This is a genomic window from Paenibacillus sp. SAFN-054, assembly GCF_051966755.1.
In the GTDB taxonomy this organism is placed as follows: domain Bacteria; phylum Bacillota; class Bacilli; order Paenibacillales; family Paenibacillaceae; genus Paenibacillus_AQ.
Window position 1 is genome coordinate 472,946 of record NZ_JBQCKS010000001.1, and the last position, 17,395, is coordinate 490,340.

At 46.2% G+C, this 17,395-nt stretch carries 22 protein-coding genes; 19 read left to right on the forward strand and 3 right to left on the reverse strand.

The genetic code is table 11. The features are described from left to right. Positions 1-52 precede the first annotated feature (52 nt). From ACTHPM_RS02210 to ACTHPM_RS02220, 3 genes are all read left to right on the forward strand, one after another. On the forward strand, positions 53-1,240 hold the full coding sequence (locus ACTHPM_RS02210; RefSeq protein ID WP_440393549.1) for an acyltransferase: 1,188 nt from the start codon (positions 53-55) through the stop codon (positions 1,238-1,240). A gap of 318 nt (positions 1,241-1,558) precedes the next feature. Next, positions 1,559-1,918, forward strand: a complete 360-nt coding sequence (locus tag ACTHPM_RS02215) for a helix-turn-helix transcriptional regulator (protein ID WP_440393550.1) — start codon at positions 1,559-1,561, stop codon at positions 1,916-1,918. Between the two features lie 35 nt (positions 1,919-1,953). Next, a complete protein-coding gene (locus ACTHPM_RS02220) occupies positions 1,954-2,961 on the forward strand; it encodes a Gfo/Idh/MocA family protein (protein WP_440395325.1) in 1,008 nt (335 codons plus the stop codon). Positions 2,962-3,044: 83 nt separating this feature from the next. Here the strand turns inward: ACTHPM_RS02220 and ACTHPM_RS02225 are convergent, their stop codons facing one another. Together ACTHPM_RS02225 and ACTHPM_RS02230 are read right to left on the reverse strand one after the other, a co-directional pair. Continuing rightward, positions 3,045-3,614 carry a TraR/DksA C4-type zinc finger protein gene (locus ACTHPM_RS02225; protein ID WP_440393551.1) on the reverse strand — a complete coding sequence of 190 codons (570 nt, stop codon included), beginning with the start codon at positions 3,612-3,614 and terminating at the stop codon, positions 3,045-3,047. Between the two features lie 110 nt (positions 3,615-3,724). After that, complete coding sequence (locus ACTHPM_RS02230) at positions 3,725-4,657, reverse strand: cation diffusion facilitator family transporter (protein WP_440393552.1); 933 nt, start codon at positions 4,655-4,657, stop codon at positions 3,725-3,727. A gap of 264 nt (positions 4,658-4,921) precedes the next feature. Here ACTHPM_RS02230 and ACTHPM_RS02235 point away from each other — a divergent pair, with 264 nt between their 5' ends. The 16 genes from ACTHPM_RS02235 to ACTHPM_RS02310 all read left to right on the forward strand — a co-directional run bounded on the left by ACTHPM_RS02235 (position 4,922) and on the right by ACTHPM_RS02310 (position 16,525). Further along, complete coding sequence (locus tag ACTHPM_RS02235; RefSeq protein WP_440393553.1) at positions 4,922-5,299, forward strand: DivIVA domain-containing protein; 378 nt, start codon at positions 4,922-4,924, stop codon at positions 5,297-5,299. Positions 5,300-5,482: 183 nt separating this feature from the next. Then, the gene (locus ACTHPM_RS02240; protein ID WP_440393554.1) at positions 5,483-6,142 is read left to right on the forward strand and encodes a DUF2625 family protein; all 660 of its coding nucleotides are present in this window, start codon (positions 5,483-5,485) and stop codon (positions 6,140-6,142) included. Between the two features lie 114 nt (positions 6,143-6,256). Further along, on the forward strand, positions 6,257-6,622 hold the full coding sequence (locus tag ACTHPM_RS02245; RefSeq protein ID WP_440393555.1) for a GNAT family N-acetyltransferase: 366 nt from the start codon (positions 6,257-6,259) through the stop codon (positions 6,620-6,622). A gap of 156 nt (positions 6,623-6,778) precedes the next feature. Continuing rightward, positions 6,779-7,006 carry a DNA-binding protein gene (locus tag ACTHPM_RS02250; RefSeq protein WP_440393556.1) on the forward strand — a complete coding sequence of 76 codons (228 nt, stop codon included), beginning with the start codon at positions 6,779-6,781 and terminating at the stop codon, positions 7,004-7,006. Between the two features lie 203 nt (positions 7,007-7,209). Continuing rightward, positions 7,210-7,692, forward strand: a complete 483-nt coding sequence (locus ACTHPM_RS02255; RefSeq protein WP_440393557.1) for a tetratricopeptide repeat protein — start codon at positions 7,210-7,212, stop codon at positions 7,690-7,692. Positions 7,693-7,786: 94 nt separating this feature from the next. Continuing rightward, positions 7,787-8,152 (forward strand): DUF4180 domain-containing protein, encoded by a 366-nt coding sequence (locus tag ACTHPM_RS02260; protein WP_440393558.1) that lies wholly within the window; start codon positions 7,787-7,789, stop codon positions 8,150-8,152. Between the two features lie 49 nt (positions 8,153-8,201). Continuing rightward, entirely contained in the window at positions 8,202-8,477 is a 276-nt protein-coding gene (locus tag ACTHPM_RS02265) for a YciI family protein (protein ID WP_440393559.1), read from the forward strand. Positions 8,478-8,604: 127 nt separating this feature from the next. Further along, complete coding sequence (locus ACTHPM_RS02270) at positions 8,605-8,868, forward strand: hypothetical protein (protein WP_440393560.1); 264 nt, start codon at positions 8,605-8,607, stop codon at positions 8,866-8,868. 167 nt (positions 8,869-9,035) lie between these two features. Next, positions 9,036-10,631, forward strand: coding sequence for a PucR family transcriptional regulator (locus tag ACTHPM_RS02275; RefSeq protein ID WP_440393561.1), 1,596 nt, complete (start codon positions 9,036-9,038; stop codon positions 10,629-10,631). A gap of 132 nt (positions 10,632-10,763) precedes the next feature. Further along, positions 10,764-12,029 carry a cytosine permease gene (locus ACTHPM_RS02280; protein ID WP_440393562.1) on the forward strand — a complete coding sequence of 422 codons (1,266 nt, stop codon included), beginning with the start codon at positions 10,764-10,766 and terminating at the stop codon, positions 12,027-12,029. Next, positions 12,030-13,133: a DUF917 domain-containing protein gene (locus ACTHPM_RS02285; protein WP_440393563.1), complete on the forward strand. Its 1,104-nt coding sequence runs from the start codon at positions 12,030-12,032 to the stop codon at positions 13,131-13,133. Continuing rightward, positions 13,126-14,676 (forward strand): hydantoinase/oxoprolinase N-terminal domain-containing protein, encoded by a 1,551-nt coding sequence (locus ACTHPM_RS02290; protein WP_440393564.1) that lies wholly within the window; start codon positions 13,126-13,128, stop codon positions 14,674-14,676. Before ACTHPM_RS02285 ends, ACTHPM_RS02290 begins: the two co-directional genes overlap by 8 nt. Positions 14,677-14,881: 205 nt before the next feature. Beyond that, positions 14,882-15,325 (forward strand): GNAT family N-acetyltransferase, encoded by a 444-nt coding sequence (locus ACTHPM_RS02295; protein ID WP_440393565.1) that lies wholly within the window; start codon positions 14,882-14,884, stop codon positions 15,323-15,325. Between the two features lie 147 nt (positions 15,326-15,472). Further along, on the forward strand, positions 15,473-15,646 hold the full coding sequence (locus tag ACTHPM_RS02300; protein WP_440393566.1) for a hypothetical protein: 174 nt from the start codon (positions 15,473-15,475) through the stop codon (positions 15,644-15,646). Between the two features lie 4 nt (positions 15,647-15,650). Further along, positions 15,651-16,085: a GNAT family N-acetyltransferase gene (locus ACTHPM_RS02305; RefSeq protein WP_440421414.1), complete on the forward strand. Its 435-nt coding sequence runs from the start codon at positions 15,651-15,653 to the stop codon at positions 16,083-16,085. 14 nt (positions 16,086-16,099) lie between these two features. Beyond that, positions 16,100-16,525, forward strand: coding sequence for an AAA family ATPase (locus tag ACTHPM_RS02310; protein WP_440393568.1), 426 nt, complete (start codon positions 16,100-16,102; stop codon positions 16,523-16,525). A 189-nt stretch (positions 16,526-16,714) separates the two neighbouring features. Here the strand turns inward: ACTHPM_RS02310 and ACTHPM_RS02315 are convergent, their stop codons facing one another. Then, positions 16,715-17,350 carry a Vat family streptogramin A O-acetyltransferase gene (locus tag ACTHPM_RS02315; RefSeq protein ID WP_440393569.1) on the reverse strand — a complete coding sequence of 212 codons (636 nt, stop codon included), beginning with the start codon at positions 17,348-17,350 and terminating at the stop codon, positions 16,715-16,717. Positions 17,351-17,395 lie beyond the last annotated feature (45 nt).

Below are 17,395 nucleotides of genomic sequence, written 5' to 3' on the forward strand. Positions count from 1 at the left end.
CTAGAGGTTTATATGTGAATGAAGCTTTCTTAATCAGGACGGGAGTGAGATTATGCCGAAAAAGGCGCGGATACGGGAATTGGAGCTGCTTCGCGGCATGGCCTTCCTGGCCGTCGCGCTCCAGCATGCGATAGCCCATTATTCCGTGGTGGACGGAGTGAAAATGGAGGACGGCGTCATCATGACCGTGCTGCTGATGGCGAGCAAGTTTGCCGTTCCTGTGTTCATTTTTATAACAGGTCTCGTGCTTTTCTATAATTACGACGGCAGAATAAACTATTTTACTTTTATTCGCAAACGGTTTATGGATATTCTTGTTCCCTATATCATCTGGTCGGCTGTTTACTTTTTGGTGAGTCACGCCTGGGATATAAGTCAGGCAGGTCAATGGGTTATGATGCTTTTCACGGGAAAAAACAGCTATCATCTCTGGTACATCGTCATGATTTTTCAATTTTACCTGCTGTTTCCGGTGTTCAGGTACGTCATGCGCAAATTTGCGTCATGGATTCCGTTTAAATGGCGTGCTGCGGCATTGACTGTGGCAGGTCTGTTATGCCTGCTCCTCCTGGATCATCTGTTTCAGATCGGCGATGTGATGACCAGAAAGGACCTTCCTTTTCTTACGCCGTTTTTTACGAAGTATGCGGACCGGAACGTACTGTACTTTCTCATTTATTTTATTCTGGGCGCTGCCGCAGGCATGTACCCGGACCGCTGGCAGCACTGGCTTGAGAAGGGGAAGAAGGTGTACTGGCCGGTTTTCATCGCATTATTCGGTTATTTCATCTATGTTACGGTTCAAAGCTTTGGAGCGCAGGATGAGCTTCATATAACATTTAATAAGCTAAATCTGCTGCGGCCGCTGATCACCGTATTTCTTGTAAGCTCGATCTTCGTGTGCTACGAGTGGTCGAAAAGGAAGACAGAGCAGTCCGGGCAGACCGGTTTAAATGTAATGAACATGCTCGGAAAATATTCGTATGGAGCATACCTCGTGCATGCATTGATGCTAAGACAAGGCTACCGGATCGACGATTGGCTATTCGGAGGCTGGAATGTGACGCTTCGCATGCTGATGACCTTCCTGGTTTGCATTGTACTTTCTTACGGGTTGACGATCGCACTCTCCTATCTGCCTTTTGGCAAATGGGTGGTGGGCGTGTCCTCACTCGGTCAAAAAAGACGGCAGATTCCTCTTCAAGGACAAACTCCAATGCGTTCCATAGAGAGAAACTGATCCAATTAAGCCCGCTTTTCGCTTAAAGTCAATTCTTCGCCAGAAGAAGGTTAACGACATGAATCGAAGGCGGGTTCTTTTGGCGCCAACTAATTAATATTTCAACATATGAAAAATTCATAATAGTTAAGATATGTCCTTGTTTAGTTCTTTCTCAGCCTTGAGTTCATGTATCTTTGTCTTTCTCTTTACCGATACCGTATCAAAAAGGTCAACAACCTAACCATGAAAATGACATGCTATGCAATTTGGAAAATAGTCGTTTATAATGGATTTGAATTGGTTAATGAAGGAAAAGAAGCAAAGGGGGAAACAAGCGTGGCTTTTATGATCGCCCAGCGTGCTTTTATTAAGACGTATCTGATTACGATGGTCGAGCAGCACCGGGGATACGGGTATCAAATGCTGGAGGAGATGAGGCAGGAGTTCAAAAGCTTCGGCTACAATCCTCCGCAAAGCGAGATATACCGGGCGCTGCATGAGCTGGTGCAGGAAGGTGTATTTTACCGGACCAAGCAGCTCAAGGGCAATGATCCACGGGTGGATTTTCAGGAAATTGTACTTTATCACTTTACCGATGACGGTCCCGAAAAGGCCAAGCTGTACAAAAAGCAGGTCAAGACCGATTTGGATCGCTGTCTGGGCATGCTGAATAAGGCGGTCAAGGACAACTATTAACGGATAACTCAAAGACTGAAGGAGGAGAAGGGATGATGGAAAAGAAGCTTCGCTTTGGAATACTTGGCACGGCCAGCATCGCCCAGACCGCTTTTATTCCCGGCGTTCAGGGCTCGCGTAAATGCATCGTGCAGGCGATTGCCAGCAGGGAGTCGTCAAAGGCAGCAGAGGTGGCGGAAAAGTTCGATATTCCTGTCTCCTACGGCAGCTATGAGGAACTGCTGAAGGATCCGGAAGTCGATGCGGTATATATTCCGCTTCCGAACCATCTGCACAAGGAATGGACTCTCAAGGCCGCGAAAGCGGGCAAGCATGTGTTATGCGAGAAGCCTGCGGCTTTGAATGCGGAGGAAGCAAGAGATATGGTTGAAGCATGCCGCGATGCGGGCGTTATTTTTGCAGAGGCATTCATGTATCGTTACCATCCCAAGCACCGCCGGATCCGTGAGATCGTGGAAGGCGGGGAAATTGGGGAGATTCGGGCGATACACGGCTGCTTCACCTACAACGATATTCAAGACAAGAAGAATGTAAGGTACCAAAAGCATATGGGCGGCGGGTCGTTATATGATGTGGGCTGTTACCCCATTTCAGCAGCGAGAATGATCTTGAGGGAAGAACCGGTTTCGGCTTCCGTGCAAGCGATGTTCTCTCCCGAATTTGAAGTCGACTTAATGGCTTCGGGTCTGCTTGAGTTTCCGGGGGACGTGTCCGTGACCTTCGAATGCGGCATGTCGGCTTCTCCGCATTGCAAACTCGAGGTGATGGGCAGCAAAGGACAAATTGAACTGCCGCTTGCATTCGGCTGGGAGCATGATGAAGAACCGCCGCAATTGATCGTGCATGTCGGAGATACGCGGAGAGAGGAGCGCCTCGGCGTCTTTAACTCCTTCTCGCTCGAGGCGGACGCTTTGGCCGATGCGGTGCTGGATGATGAAATGCTTCCTTTCGGCCCGATGGATGCTGTCTTGAACATGAAGGTGATCGACGCATGCATGGAAGCAGCGCGAACCAAGACGAGGGTTGCCATCTCGGCGGACTGACAATAATGATGAAGACAAGAAACCCGGTCTCTCCAGAGGAGTGACCGGGTTTTGTTCTGCGTGTATCGTTGTTATCGTTGTTATTACATGCCGTCGTCATAATCCTTTACGTCGCGTTTGGCCGCCATCGCGGGGGTATTGGAGGTTCCGTACTCTTCAACGGTTTCCCAGGCATCCGCGTCGTCAAACCGTCGGTCATACTCCTGGCGTCCTTCACCTGCTCCGGTTGGCGGCGGAGTAATCACTTGCTCCTCGACGGGACGGTCATTTCGCAGGGAGCGCTCCGGCGTATCGTTCACACAGTATGCGGTGTACGGTATGGCTTCCAAGCGTTCGAAAGGAATGTCCTTGCCGCATACCTCGCATATGCCGTATGTTCCTTGATCTATGCGTTCCAGGGCGGCATGAATCTGATCCAGTTCGTCGTTCAGCGAATCATTAATGGCCAGATCCCGTTCGCGTTCGAATACTTCCGTCCCCTGATCGGCAGGATGATTGTCCACGCTAGACAGTTCCCCGGTGGAGTCGTTCAGCGATTCACCCAGGGCAGTGTTTTCTTCTCCGTTTGCCGTAAAATGTCGCTCCAGATCTTTCTTTTCCTCAAGAAGTGTATGTTTGAGCTCCTGGAGCTGAGCTTTGCTTAAATGGCTCATGTGTAAAACTCCCTTCCGCATGTTTAGGATAAGTGTCTGTACAGTTTCCTTACCCGAAAGTGATGCGGAACAATCACGGGAGCGTATGGCAATGGCCCTATTCCCAAAAGTTATAGCGTGTCTTCACCAGCGAGACGGCAAGGGTACGTCCCATTCTCAATCTGAATCGTCGGGTGTTCAATGCCGAACTGATCATGGAGATCCTGAACCGCCTGCTGTATGATCTGATCATTGTTGCCCGTTACAGAGACGACCAGGTGTACTGTGAGCGCGGTTTCCGTCGTACTCATGCCCCAAATGTGCAGATCGTGCACGTTCGTTACATTCGGGAGGGTTGATAGATAGCTGCGGATGGCCGCTGCGTCAATTTCGGGAGGCACGCTGTCAAGCGCCATGTTCAGCGAATCCTTCAGCAGGCCCCATGTGCTGATGAAGATGACGACCACAATCAGCAGGCTGACGACTGGATCAAGCCACAGCCAGCCCGTGAACATGATGACGATGCCTGCGATGACTACCCCTAGGGAAACACCGGCGTCCGCAGCCATGTGCAGGAATGCGCCGCGTACGTTGAGGTCGCCTTTTCGTCCCGAGAGAAAGAGAAGCGCGGTCGCAGCATTAATCGCAATGCCTACCGCAGCCACCCAAATGACCGTTGACCCGGTGACGGGCTCGGGATTCGCGAAACGCTGGATCGCCTCCCAGGCAATGATGAAGATGGCTGCCAGCAGAAAAATGGCGTTAAACAAAGCCGCCAAGATGGAGGAACGGCGGTAGCCGTAGGTTCTGCGCTCTGTTGGCAGCTTTTTGGAGAGCAGGCTGGCTGCCCAAGCCAAGATGAGTGCAAGCACATCGCTTAAATTATGGCCGGCATCCGCGACAAGGGACAAGGAATGGCTGAGATAGCCATACGCGGCTTCCACAATAACAAACAGGGTATTCAGGATGATTCCGAACAGAAATGCTTTGTTGTAGCTGGCCGGCCCGTGATGATGGCTGTGGCCTTCATGATGTTCATGATGATGGGCATGCGATGCCGACATGATAAACGACCTCCTGCAAAAGATAGTATGTGGTTGAATTTACACTAACATATGAATATGTACTCATGTATTGATACTACCACAATCCCGGTATAAGTCAATGTCTGGGAAAACCTGAGCGAAACCGGCCCATTTCTTTGGAACATTCTCCAAAAAAGCACCGAACCATTTTCATATTCACGCTGGTTGTGATATAAAAAATAAAGGGGATGTATATTATATAAGGATTACCTTAGCGTAGCAACCGATTTGGAGGTATTGGCAATGGATGAACATATGCAGCGCCGACTGGATAAACAGAGAAAGCTGTTCAAGCAGCTGGGGATACAATTGGATGCTCTTTCGATTCACGAAAAGGTATTTACAACAAAGCTTCGGGGGTACGATCCGGAAGAGGTGGATTCCTACCTGGATGAAATTATTAGCGATTATGAACGTTTTTACGCGACCATCTCAGATTTGATGGATAAATGGCAGGAGCAGCAGCTCGCACTGCGCGAAATGAAGTCAAGCTCCCGCCCTGAACCTGACCGTTTCGCGATCGATCCGAAGCAAATCGAGGATATCGTGCTCAAGATGGAGTACAACCTCAGACAGCTCAAGACCAAGATCAGACCGGAACCTGATTTCTTCGTGGATTGATAACGCAGCCTACATATGGACATGAGAAGCTCCTCCGGGATAGCGTAAGCTATCGTGGAGGGGCTTTTTGTTATGAGAAAAGGTGAGAGGAGGTGGGATATAGTGGTAAACTGGAAGGGAGCTTCAATACAGGAATAAGCCGATAAGAAAATGAGTTGGAAGAATAAATAAGGAGTGAGATGTATGAAAAATATGGAGGAACTTATTGTTGAAGATAACGCATGGACGATGATTCAAGAGTGGATGCGTGATTCAGAAGCCCATATCCATATCCTTGAGAACACTAAAGCGGAAGGTGAAGAAACACTCCATCGTCTGCAAATTACCAATAAATCGACGATGGGGGCCATTGCCCTGGAGTGTGGTGGTTTAGTTGTTGATCATGGTTGGCTGTACATACTTGGTTCCGGACACCCTGAGATATTTGGCTCTTTGATTCATAACAGACACCAATCGCTTCTCGAAGAAGGATTCGTTGTTGCTTATGATGTGGTTGGAGGTATTTTTGCTATAAATGCAGGAGAATTTGATCAGAGTACTCGTCATATTTATTATTTTGCGCCGGACACTTTGGAGTGGGAAGACACGGGTAAAGGGTATACGGATTTTATCTATTGGGTATTACACGGTGATCTGAATACCTATTACGAAACCTTTCGATGGAGGAACTGGAGAGAAGACGTGAGTGAATTAAATAGCGATCAAGGGATATCCGTATTCCCATATTTGTGGACAGAGCAAGGCAAGGAAATTGAAAACTGCCATAAAAAAGCAGTTCCTATTCAAGAAATATGGGGAGTACAAAATGATTTTAGAAATGCCATTAACAAACAGGGCAGTTAGTAAGATCGACAAACACTATAGATAGACAGAAACCTATTTATTAAAAGGCGGATATTATTCTTAGATCGCATCTTAGCAATGACTGACCCGCTAAAAATGGAAAGGAGCGGATTCATGGAAATTACTTTATTCAGGGCCAGTCTTCATGAAGCAGTAATCATACATGAGATGCAAGTTCAAGCATTTGATTCGTTACTGAAAAAATATCAAGATTATGAAACCAGCCCTGGAAATGAATCATTGGAACGAATTATAGAGCGGTTAAATCAGTCCGTTATGGACTATTACATTATAAATAGCTATGGCGTTCCCGTAGGTGCAATCCGAATTGTAAAGAAAGCCAATAGAACCTATCGAGTAAGCCCTATTTTTATATTACCTGATTATCAAGGAAAGGGCATTGCTCAAAAGGTCTTTCGTATGATAGAAGATTCGTATGCTGATGCGCTAATATGGGAATTGGATACGATCTTACAATAGAAAGGTAATTGTTATCTTTATGAAAAACTAGGATACAGAAACACGGGAGAATCCAAACAAATCAATGACAAAATGACAATCGTATTTTATGAAAAACATATGATCCGGATTTAACTTGAAAACAGATTACATCTATAAAATCGATGAGGGTGATGAATGGTGGAAGAATCAAATCAGACGGAAAGTATTGTAACCGACATACCAAATAACATAGGCAAACCGGCAATGCGCGCACTCACCCATGCCGGGTATCAGCATCTGGAACAATTCACAAACATTAGTGAGTCAGAAATTCTCAAACTTCATGGCGTGGGACCCAAAGCTGTGGCTACAATTCGCAGAGCACTCGAAGAGAAAGGCTTGTCTTTTGCAAAAAAGGCTTGAGTTTGAAATCTTTGATTCTTTAGGCGGGTTATTGGTCCTTACGGGATAGAAAATGCATACAAATCAATTCAGCTTACACAGGAGGCTTACATGTTTAGCAGGGATGGTGTAATGAATTGCTCGAGAATTTGGACATCGATTACCGAACGAATGATGCATTTGAATTTTTATTAGTGGCTCAGCGCTTATAAAGGATGGATCTTATGAATAAATTCGAAGAGGCAGTTCAATTAAGAAAATCAGGAAAATTCGAAGAGGCGCGATCTCAATGGCTTGAGTTACTCGATGAACAACCGTTGAATCCCTCTGTTTGGTATCAATGTGCCTGGATTCATGACATTCTTGGATTAGAACGTGAAGCCGTACCTTTTTATAAGAAATCTCTGGAGCTGGGGTTGCAGGCAGAGGAAAAACAAGGCGCATTATTAGGACTTGGAAGTACGTATAGAACTTTGGGAATGTACGAGGATGCCCAATTCATATTTGAGCAGGCCATGAGAGAATTTCCAGAGCGAAGAGAATATCAGGTTTTTTATGCCATGGTTCTATACAATCAGAGGGCATACGGTGAGGCCATGTCCATATTATTCAAGCAATTAGCAGAGACAAGCAGCGATGAGGGGATACGGAGCTATAAGAAGGCGATTTTGTTGTACTCAGATCAATTGGACCGGATCTGGGATTAAAGCGAAACATATCATGTATGAGTCTAAAAAGAGTTTATCGTCTGCCGAGATTTGAGTCGGTTGTGCAAACGAACGGATAAACTGGAGGTAGCGTATGAATATAAGAAAAATCAATGCCAATGGCGTAGGAATCGCTTATGTGGTCAGCAACGAAAAGATCATAACGGATGTTCAGTCTGCGCTGGATCTCTTGGCCACGGTCAGCTATGAAGTGGATTGCAATCGTATCATTGTAGAACAATCTGCGGTATGTGACGACTTTTTTGATTTAAGAACACGCCTTGCCGGAGAGATTCTTCAAAAGTTCATCAATTATCAGACTAAAATTGCAATCATTGGTGATTTCTCCATCTATTCAAGCAAGAGTCTTAAGGATTTTATATATGAATGCAATCATGGAAGGGATATATTTTTCCTGCCTGGTGAAGATCAAGCTATTGAAAAACTGAGCAAGGTGTAAGTTAAAAGTGCTTGAGAGAGCGCTGACTTTAGAAAAGGAGGGAGTATGGATGACATTTATTTATTTAATGAACAATCTGAAGCCGTTAACGAAAGAAATCATCGAGCGTCATGTGGAATATTTAAAAGGTCTGGAATCACAAGGAAAACTTGTACTCTGTGGCCCTTTTACGGATTATCCGGGAGGGATGGTCATTATTCTGGCGAAGGATTTAATTGAAGCAACAAACATTGCAAATTCTGATCCTTTGATTGCATCAGGAAGCAAAACATATGAAATAAGAACGCTACAACCGGCCAATGAAGAAAATAATTATTTGCTATAATCCAGGACAAAACATGTTCTTTGTTTCTATGGACTCCCTTTATGCGTAAGATTAACTCTACCAAGTACATAACATAACTTTAATTGGGACGAACGGGGGCAGCGTTTTGACCTATTTATTCCAAACCATGACGCAAGAACAGGCAGAATGGATTGCGTACCATTGGAAGTATGAAGATGAGTACTCTTTTTATGATATGGCGGCGGATCCAGAGGATTTAAAAGATTTTTTGGATGAGAAACAACGAGGTTTTTCATACTATGTTGTCTACAAACATCATGAGGTGCGCGGTTATTTTGTTTTTAATACAAAGGAGATAGGCGTTGTTCATATAGGCTTAGGTATGAGACCGGAACGGACGGGAAAGGGCGAAGGCATACGATTCTTATAATCAGGAATGAAATTCGCCCAAAAGAAATACTCTCCTGTGAAACTCACGTTATCCGTAGCAGCGATTGGTAGAGTAAAATGCTCATTTCATACATGGAAAAGGATCGTGCCTTGGTTGTTTATGATACGAGGGGTATACTAATGTAAGCAGCATGAATCGAACAAAAAGTGGTGATCGAATTGGCAGTAACCGTAAAGGACTTACTTCACCTGCCCTCGTTTAGAGGAGCTGAGGTGGTTGCCGGAACAAGCAGGCTTCATCAGACCGTCTCCTCTTTATCGGTATTAGAGGTGGCGGATGTCAATTTCTTTTCGCGAATTATTCAAACTGTTCAAGAAGAGTGGTATGCCGAAGAGCTGGTCATCAGTTCTTTCTATTCCATTAAGGATAGCGTGGAGCAGCAGTGCAGAACGGTTCAATATCTGCATGACCTGGGTGAAGTGGGACTGATTCTGTACTATGTCGGCATTGTGATGCCGGATATCGCCGATGAAGTGCTCGAGCTGGCCGAATCCCTGAATTTTATTATCATCTGCATGCCGAGAAACGATTACTCCCTCCGGTATAATGAAGTCATTTATGAAGTCATGGAGGCGATCGTCAGCAATCAGAATGTGAATGAGCATTTCGTCAATGAATCACTGGAAAAGGTTTCGCTGCTGCCGGAACATTTGCGGAGCGTTGAAATTACCCTGAAGCTGCTGTCAGACCGGATGAAGGCGAACATCGTGCTGACAAACAGCAACCTGGATATCATCAATCGCATCATGTGGCCGCGTAATTCATCGCTCGATGTGGCCGATCTGATCCGGTCCATGGCGCCAGCCATTCTGAACGGCAGAATGGGGGAAGGCGAGCTGAATACGTCCTGCTTTGTTGAATACAAACGTGTTCATCAGAAAAACGGGGAGACCCTCTATCTGTTTCTCATCAAAGAAAACACGAAGCTGCCACCGAAGACGATGGATCAGATCAGCGAGGTGGTGCAGGTGGCCATCAATTTGTGGGGAGACAAGCATAACGAGGTCAGCGAATATGCTCTGGTTAAGGCGATCGTGAATGATGAGAGCGAAAAAATGCGCAGATTGGCCCATTTGCTTCATATCGACGTATCCGCCATCCAAATGATGTGGCTCATTTATATCCGAGATCTGTCGGAGGAGAAGAGAATCCGGGAAGATCTGAAAGCATATCTCTCCCAATATTATAAAACCGCCGTCATTCAGACGATTGATCATGGGATTGTCGTATTGCTGGGAAACTGCTCCTATAAATACAATGAGTTTGAAATTGCAGCAGAATATATTGAAGCGACGAGTCTCATCGGTGAAATATCAAGCATCGTCTACTCCCCAAGGATGCGGAACACGCAGGATGTAAGACGAATGTACCAGCTCGTCCACGAGGTCTCCAAAGAAGTTCACCGCATCTATCATCACCGCAAGCTGTATACCGCTGCTGAAGTCCGGAACATGAAACGGGCCATCGACTTCAGCAAGCAAGGGGAAGAGGTCACCGAAGAATGCTTGTCCGTTATGGAGCCGATCATGGACGACCCGGACGCTTTGCAAACCCTGATGACTTTTCTTCTGGATGCGAAAGGAAATATGGATGACTGCAGCAAGCTGTTGTTCGTACACAAAAATACCGTAAAATATCGCATCAAAAAAATTTGCGAGCTCATCGGTTACGATGTAACGATCAATTCAGAATCGTACGATGTGTATACCGCCTGCATGGTCTATCGTCTTATCCATACCTGAACCCAAGTTCCGATGTTTTGTCCAATCCGACAAAAACATCGGATTTTTTTTTGTTTTCTGAAAAAGACGGCCTCCTGTGCTTTCTTTTACAATGAATAAAACAATTCGAACGAATCAGGGTGGAGGGATCCTATGAATACCGTTAAAAAACATCAATCCTGGTTCAGTCTAGGGATCATCTGGGCCGGAGCGGTCATCAGCATCCCGAGCTTGCTCGTAGGAAATACGCTGATTGCCGGCATGGGATTATCGAAAGCACTGCTCGTCACGCTCGCAGGGTACTCGATCATTGTGCTGCTCATGATTTTGCAGGGCATTCAAAGCACCGATTTGGGAAGACCGACAGTGCAGGTGGCAGGCCAGGTATTTGGCAAAAAAGGATCACGGACGATTCTATCCATCATCCTCGCCATTGCGTGCCTGGGATGGTTCGGTATCCAGGCGAATGTGTGCGGTGCGGCATTAGCCAATTTGTTGGCCGTATCCGGCATGAACATCCCGGTGCCGTTGGCATCTCTCATTTGCGGTTTCGTCATGGTCGTTTCTGCCGTCTATGGTGTTAAAGTGCTGCGGGTGATCAGCTATATCGCGGTACCTTTGTTAGTGGGAATCAGCCTATATGGGCTGATCGAAGCTTTAACCGGTAACTCCCTTCAGGTCATTCAGCATTACAAGCCCGAAGGAGCAATGACCTTTACAGATGGCCTTGCGGTCACCTTGGGTTCATTCGCCCTAGGCGCTGTCATCGCAGGGGATTACTCACAATTTTCGGGTAAACGGTCCGATGTCCTGAAAGCCGCTCTTTTTGGCATTATCCCTGCAGGCTTGCTGATGATCGGTGCAGGAGCGGTCTTGACGATCGCTTACCAGACCAGCGATATTACGGCAACCTTTTTGAGTATCACGACTCCGTTTATTGGCGGTGTGGTCTTAATCCTGGCCACATGGAAGACGAACCTCGTGAACGCCATTTCGGGCGGAATTGCCTTGATTAATGTGTTCAACGTATCGAAGGAGAAGGAAAAGTGGGCTGTCGGCATCGCGGGAGCGATCGGGACCGTACTCGCCGTCGTCGGCATTCTCAACTATTTTACTCCGATCATGTCCATCCTGTCGGCCATGATTCCGCCGGTGGCAGGCGTGATGATCGCCTCTTATTGGGTGCTTGGCAGAGGTGATAAGAAGCGCTGGCAGGAGGTCGAAGGGGTCAATATACTGGGCGTTGCTTCCTGGCTTGTAGGCGCGCTCATTGCTTGCACCCCGGTCGTGTTGTCCTTCTTCCCAAGCTTGCCGCAGGTGCCGAATCAGCCGTTGATCGGGATTGTCATTTCTTTTGTCGTGTATTATGCAGGATATCGTTTATCGGCTCATAAGACTGTCATATTGGAGGAAACGTGAATGAGATTAATAGATCAAGCAGCAGTTGAGAACATCGCCGTCGGCGCCGCATTCTTAGGAACCGGTGGAGGGGGAGACCCTTATATCGGCAAATTGATGGCTCTCTCGGCCATTCAGAAACATGGACCTGTCAAACTATACTCGGTCGATGAGATTCAGGATGAGGACTTTTTCATTCCGGCCGCGATGATGGGTGCGCCTTCCGTACTCGTGGAGAAATTCCCTAAAGGGGACGAATTCGTGAAGGTGTTTCAGAAATTAGCGAATTACTTGGGGAAAGAACAGATCGCCGGTACGTTTCCAATGGAAGCCGGGGGCGTTAATTCGATGATTCCCATCGTCGTTGCGGCTCAGCTGGGATTGCCCCTGATCGATTGCGACGGTATGGGCCGGGCATTCCCGGAGCTTCAGATGGTGACGTTTAACCTGGACGGCATACCGGCGACGCCGATGGCGATTTCGGATGAAAAAGGGAATATCGGCATCTTTGAGACCATCGATAATCACTGGACGGAGCGGCTCGCAAGAGTGGCTACGGTCGAGATGGGGGCGAGTGCTTTAGTCAGCCTGTATCCGGCCACGGGTGCTCAAATCAAGCAAAGCGGCGTTCATCATATCGTGACCCTGTCCGAACAAATTGGAGCCATCATTACCATGAAGAACCGGGACGCGAAAGACAAGCTTCAGGAACTGCTGAAGCTGGTGTCCGGCTATGAGCTTTTCCAAGGCAAAATCGTGGACGTCATCCGGGAAACCAAGGGAGGATTTAACCTCGGCCGCATGCATCTCGAAGGGATCGAAGCGTTTAAAGCCGGAGAGATGAAGGTTCATTTTCAAAATGAAAATCTGGTTGCCGAATTGAATGGTCAAGTGGCTGCAATCACGCCGGATTTGATCTGTCTGGTCGATTACGAAACCCTGCTGCCCGTGACGACGGAAAGCCTGAAGTACGGAAAGCGGGTACGTGTGATCGGACTGCCTGCTCATGAAAAATGGAGAACGGAAAAAGGCATCGAAACGGCAGGTCCAAGATACTTCGGATATGATTACGATTACGTTCCGATCGAGGAACTGGTGAAAAAGGCGGTGGCTGATCATGTATAGAATCGGGATCGATGTAGGGGGCACCAATACGGATGCCATCATCCTGGACGAGAATCATCATTTGATTCATGCGGTAAAATCACCGACCAGCCTGGATATTAAAACGGGAATTGAAACTTCATTGCAGAAACTGCTGCAGGAAGCAACCATTGATAAAACTCAAATTACGCATGCCATGTTAGGTACGACGCAGTGCACGAATGCCATTGTCGAACGTAAAAAGCTGGCCCAAGTCGGCGTTATTCGTCTGGGTTATCCTGCAACAGCTTCCGTCCTCCCGTATACGTCCTGGCCTGAAGATATGGTAGAGAAGCTGTCGGGTCAATATGCTCTGGTTCACGGCGGATATGAGTATGACGGGCAAGTGCTTGGAGAAGTGGACGAAGAAGAAATTACGGCTCTTCTAGAAAAGTGGCGCGGCAGCGTCGAGTCCATCGCCGTGATCGGCGTGTTCTCATCCATTAAAAATGATCAGGAATTCCGAATCCGCGATCTCATCGAGCAGGCGTATGGTCCGGAATTCCCTGTTTCCTGTTCTTCATTGATCGGATCGGTCGGCTTAATTGAGAGGGAAAATGCGACCATACTGAATGCAGCCCTGTGTAAAGTCATCGAGACGACAACCCAAGGGTTTGTGCAGGCGCTCGAAACAGAAGGCATCACCGACGCAGCGGTATTTTTATGCCAAAACGACGGGACATTGATGTCGATTGATTACGCCAAACAGTTTCCGATCCTTACCATTGCCTGCGGGCCGACGAACAGCATACGCGGCGCCTCTTATTTGGCGAAGATCAAAGATACGATGGTGCTCGACGTGGGAGGGACGACATCCGACATCGGGGTTTTGCAGGACGGCTTCCCGAGAGAATCTTCGGTTGCGGTCGAGGTCGGCGATATCCGGACGAATTTCCGCATGCCGGATATTATTTCCGTAGGGCTTGGCGGGGGAAGTATCGTGCGCTCTGAGAACGGCAAAATTACGGTCGGCCCGGACAGCGTCGGATACAAGATCGGACAGGAGGCCCTGGTCTTTGGCGGGAGTACGCTCACAACGACAGACATTGCAGTTCGGCTGGGTCTCGCAGAAGTCGGGGACAAAAACCTGGTAGCCCATCTAGATGAAAGCTTTGCTAAAGAGGTCCAAGCGGAAATTGCGACCATCATTGAGCAGGCGATTGATAAAATGAAAACTTCGTCTGGTGATGTGGAGCTCGTGCTGGTCGGCGGCGGCAGTGTCGTCATTCCCGACTCGATCCGCGGGGTATCCCGGATGATCAAGCCTGAGAATGGGGGCGTGGCCAACGCCATCGGCGCATGTATAGCTCAAATCAGCGGGCAATATGAACAGATATATATCTATTCTACCGAGCCCCGCGAGGAATCGTTAAGGGATGCACGGGAGAAAGCCGTGAATCAGGCGGTGCTGGCTGGCGCTGACCCGGCTACGATCGAGTTGGTTGAAGTGGAAGAAACACCGCTGGCTTATCATCCGGGCAATGCGACAAGGCTCCGGGTGAAAGTCGTAGGTAACATGAAGTAATAGAGAGGCTTCGCGCGAGTTGTTATAACTTGTGTGAAGCTTTTTTTGTTATCAGTGAAGTTCAATGTGATGAACCATGGATGGCAGATCAATTAGAACGATTGTGCGTAAATATGTTAAAAGGTAAAATATAGTGGATACCGCAAAAGATGATTTTGAATGAATGAAAACGTCATAGATCAATAATATATGGGAGAAACATACGATGCTAATTGAAAAAAATTTATCACTCCATGATTATGACCTGAAACGGATGGTCGAAGATAGCAAAGCTGAGGGCCATCAATTCGTAAAGAGATTGGTTGATGAATACGCGGATGGGAGTAACAAATTTGATAGAAGAGGGGAATCACTTTACGTTGCAAAAATCGAAGGTGAAGTAGTTGGAATAGGTGGATTGAATGTTGATCCGTATCTTGGCCGTAATGATGTAGGTCGAGTAAGGCATTTATATGTGTTGAGTAAGAATAGACGTGCCGGAGTCGGAAGAGAACTTTTAAGTACAATAATCATAGAAGCACAGAAGCATTTTGAGACTCTCACTTTATATACTACCAATCCAGTTGCAGATAAATTGTATAGAGATGTTGGCTTCTCTAAAGCTGAAGGGATTTATAAAGCTAGTCACGTATTGAACCTAAAGAAATAATTGCCGAAAATTTATAACCCGTGAGCTGCTCTGGGATCGTCAATGAGGTTTCTTGTGAAAATAAAGATGATTATTGTAACCGCAGTTCTGGTTTGGTTAGTACGGAATTCATCATGAGAAATCAAATTAGAATACAGGAGGTTAGTCATGCCTAAATATATAAAAGTTGAAGGAATAGTTGAAATTAAAGAAAACGAAGATAACGATTTTTTTATGGACGAATTTATAGAATTCATAGAAAAGCACAAATGGTATTTTGGTGGCGGAAGCAAAGAAGTAGATGAGAATGGGGAAGATGAAAATCACGATGATGAGGAGTAACTTGATGATAGCACTTAAAGAAATAGACCGAAGCAATTTTTTTGATGTCATTAAATTGGGTGTGTCTGATGAACAAAAGGGCTTTGTAGCGACAAATGTATTCTCACTCGCACAAGCTAAGGCTTTTCCGGAATGTATCCCTTTGGCTATTTATGCGGATGAAGTCCTCGTGGGATTTACGATGTATTGCTTAGATCAGGAAGATCATGAATATTGGATTTATCGGTTAATGATCGATACGAAGCATCAATCCAAAGGATATGGAAAGGCTGCGATGGAAAAGCTCATTGAAAGGATTCAAGACGATAAGCAGCACCGGGTGATATTCATCAGCTTCGAACCCGAGAATATGTGGGCACAACAATTATATGAAAAATTGGGATTTGAAGTAGACGGCCGGGTGATCGATGGGGAAATCGTATATAAACTGGAGTATTAATCAAGGAGCACACCATGAAGAGAATTATGGTCATCGGATCTGGCGGATCAGGAAAATCTACTTTTTCCAGTAAACTATCCGAAGTTTTGGGATTACCTGTATACCATTTAGATGCTTATTATTGGAAGCCGGGATGGGTTGCAACCCCTAATCACGAATGGGATGAATTTCAAAGAGAGCTTATTCTTAATGATGAATGGATTATTGACGGGAATTATAACAGAACGTTGGACATTCGAATGTCGAGGGCAGACACGATCGTGTTCTTTGATTTATCGCCATGGGTAACTACTTATAGAGTCATTAAACGAAGAATTACATACCATGGAAGAACGAGACCCGATTTGAATGAGGGATGCCCTGAGAATTGGATTGGGAATTCATCAAGTGGGTATGGAACTTCAGAAAACAAAAGAGACCGGGAATTCTCGAAAAGCTAACCAAATACGAACATGAAAAGAAAATCATCATACTGAGAACACGAAGAGAAGTTGCAGACTTATTAGATCAAATAAATTCGAAGACCTTGTAGTCATAGAATGATAGCTGATCTTTATTGGTCAGAACAGAAGAAAGCAGGACCATGGGGAAGCTTATCCGAGCCTCCCCATGGTTATTAATATAATGAGCTATCGAATTTCCTTGATCTTTGTAAGATCCCCGCTGCATAGAGCTTCAAGATGATCAAATATTTTACGAGCAGGCCAATCCCACCATTGAATGGTTAGGAGATGATCAATGAGTTCGTCATCAAATCTTTTCTTAATGATTTTGCAGGGATTTCCGCCAGCAATATGGTAAGGAGGAACATCTTTTGCAACGACTGCATTGGCTGCAATGATTGCTCCATCACCAATGTGCACACCGGGCATGATCGTAACATTTTGACCGATCCACACATCGTTTCCAATGACCGTATCACCTTTAAAGGGTAAGTCTTCCAGTGTTGGAGTCGACTTCTCCCAGCCGTTGCCCATAATGTTAAATGGATAGGTCGTGACACTGCCCATCCGATGGTTTGCACCATTCATGACAAATTCGATACCCTTTGCTATTGCACAAAATTTTCCGATGATCAGTTTATCCCCAATAAATTCATAGTGATGCGTGACATGCTCTTCAAATTTCTCAGCACCTTCATTATCGTCATAATAGGTGTAGTCACCGACTACAATAGTTGGACGTGTTACAACGTTTTTAATAAAGCATATACTTTTGATTGCCTCATTGGGGTAAACCGCATTAGGGTCTGGTCCATATTGCATATCAAATTCCCTCCTTTAAGAGAATACAGTGCTCTGCTCGATTAT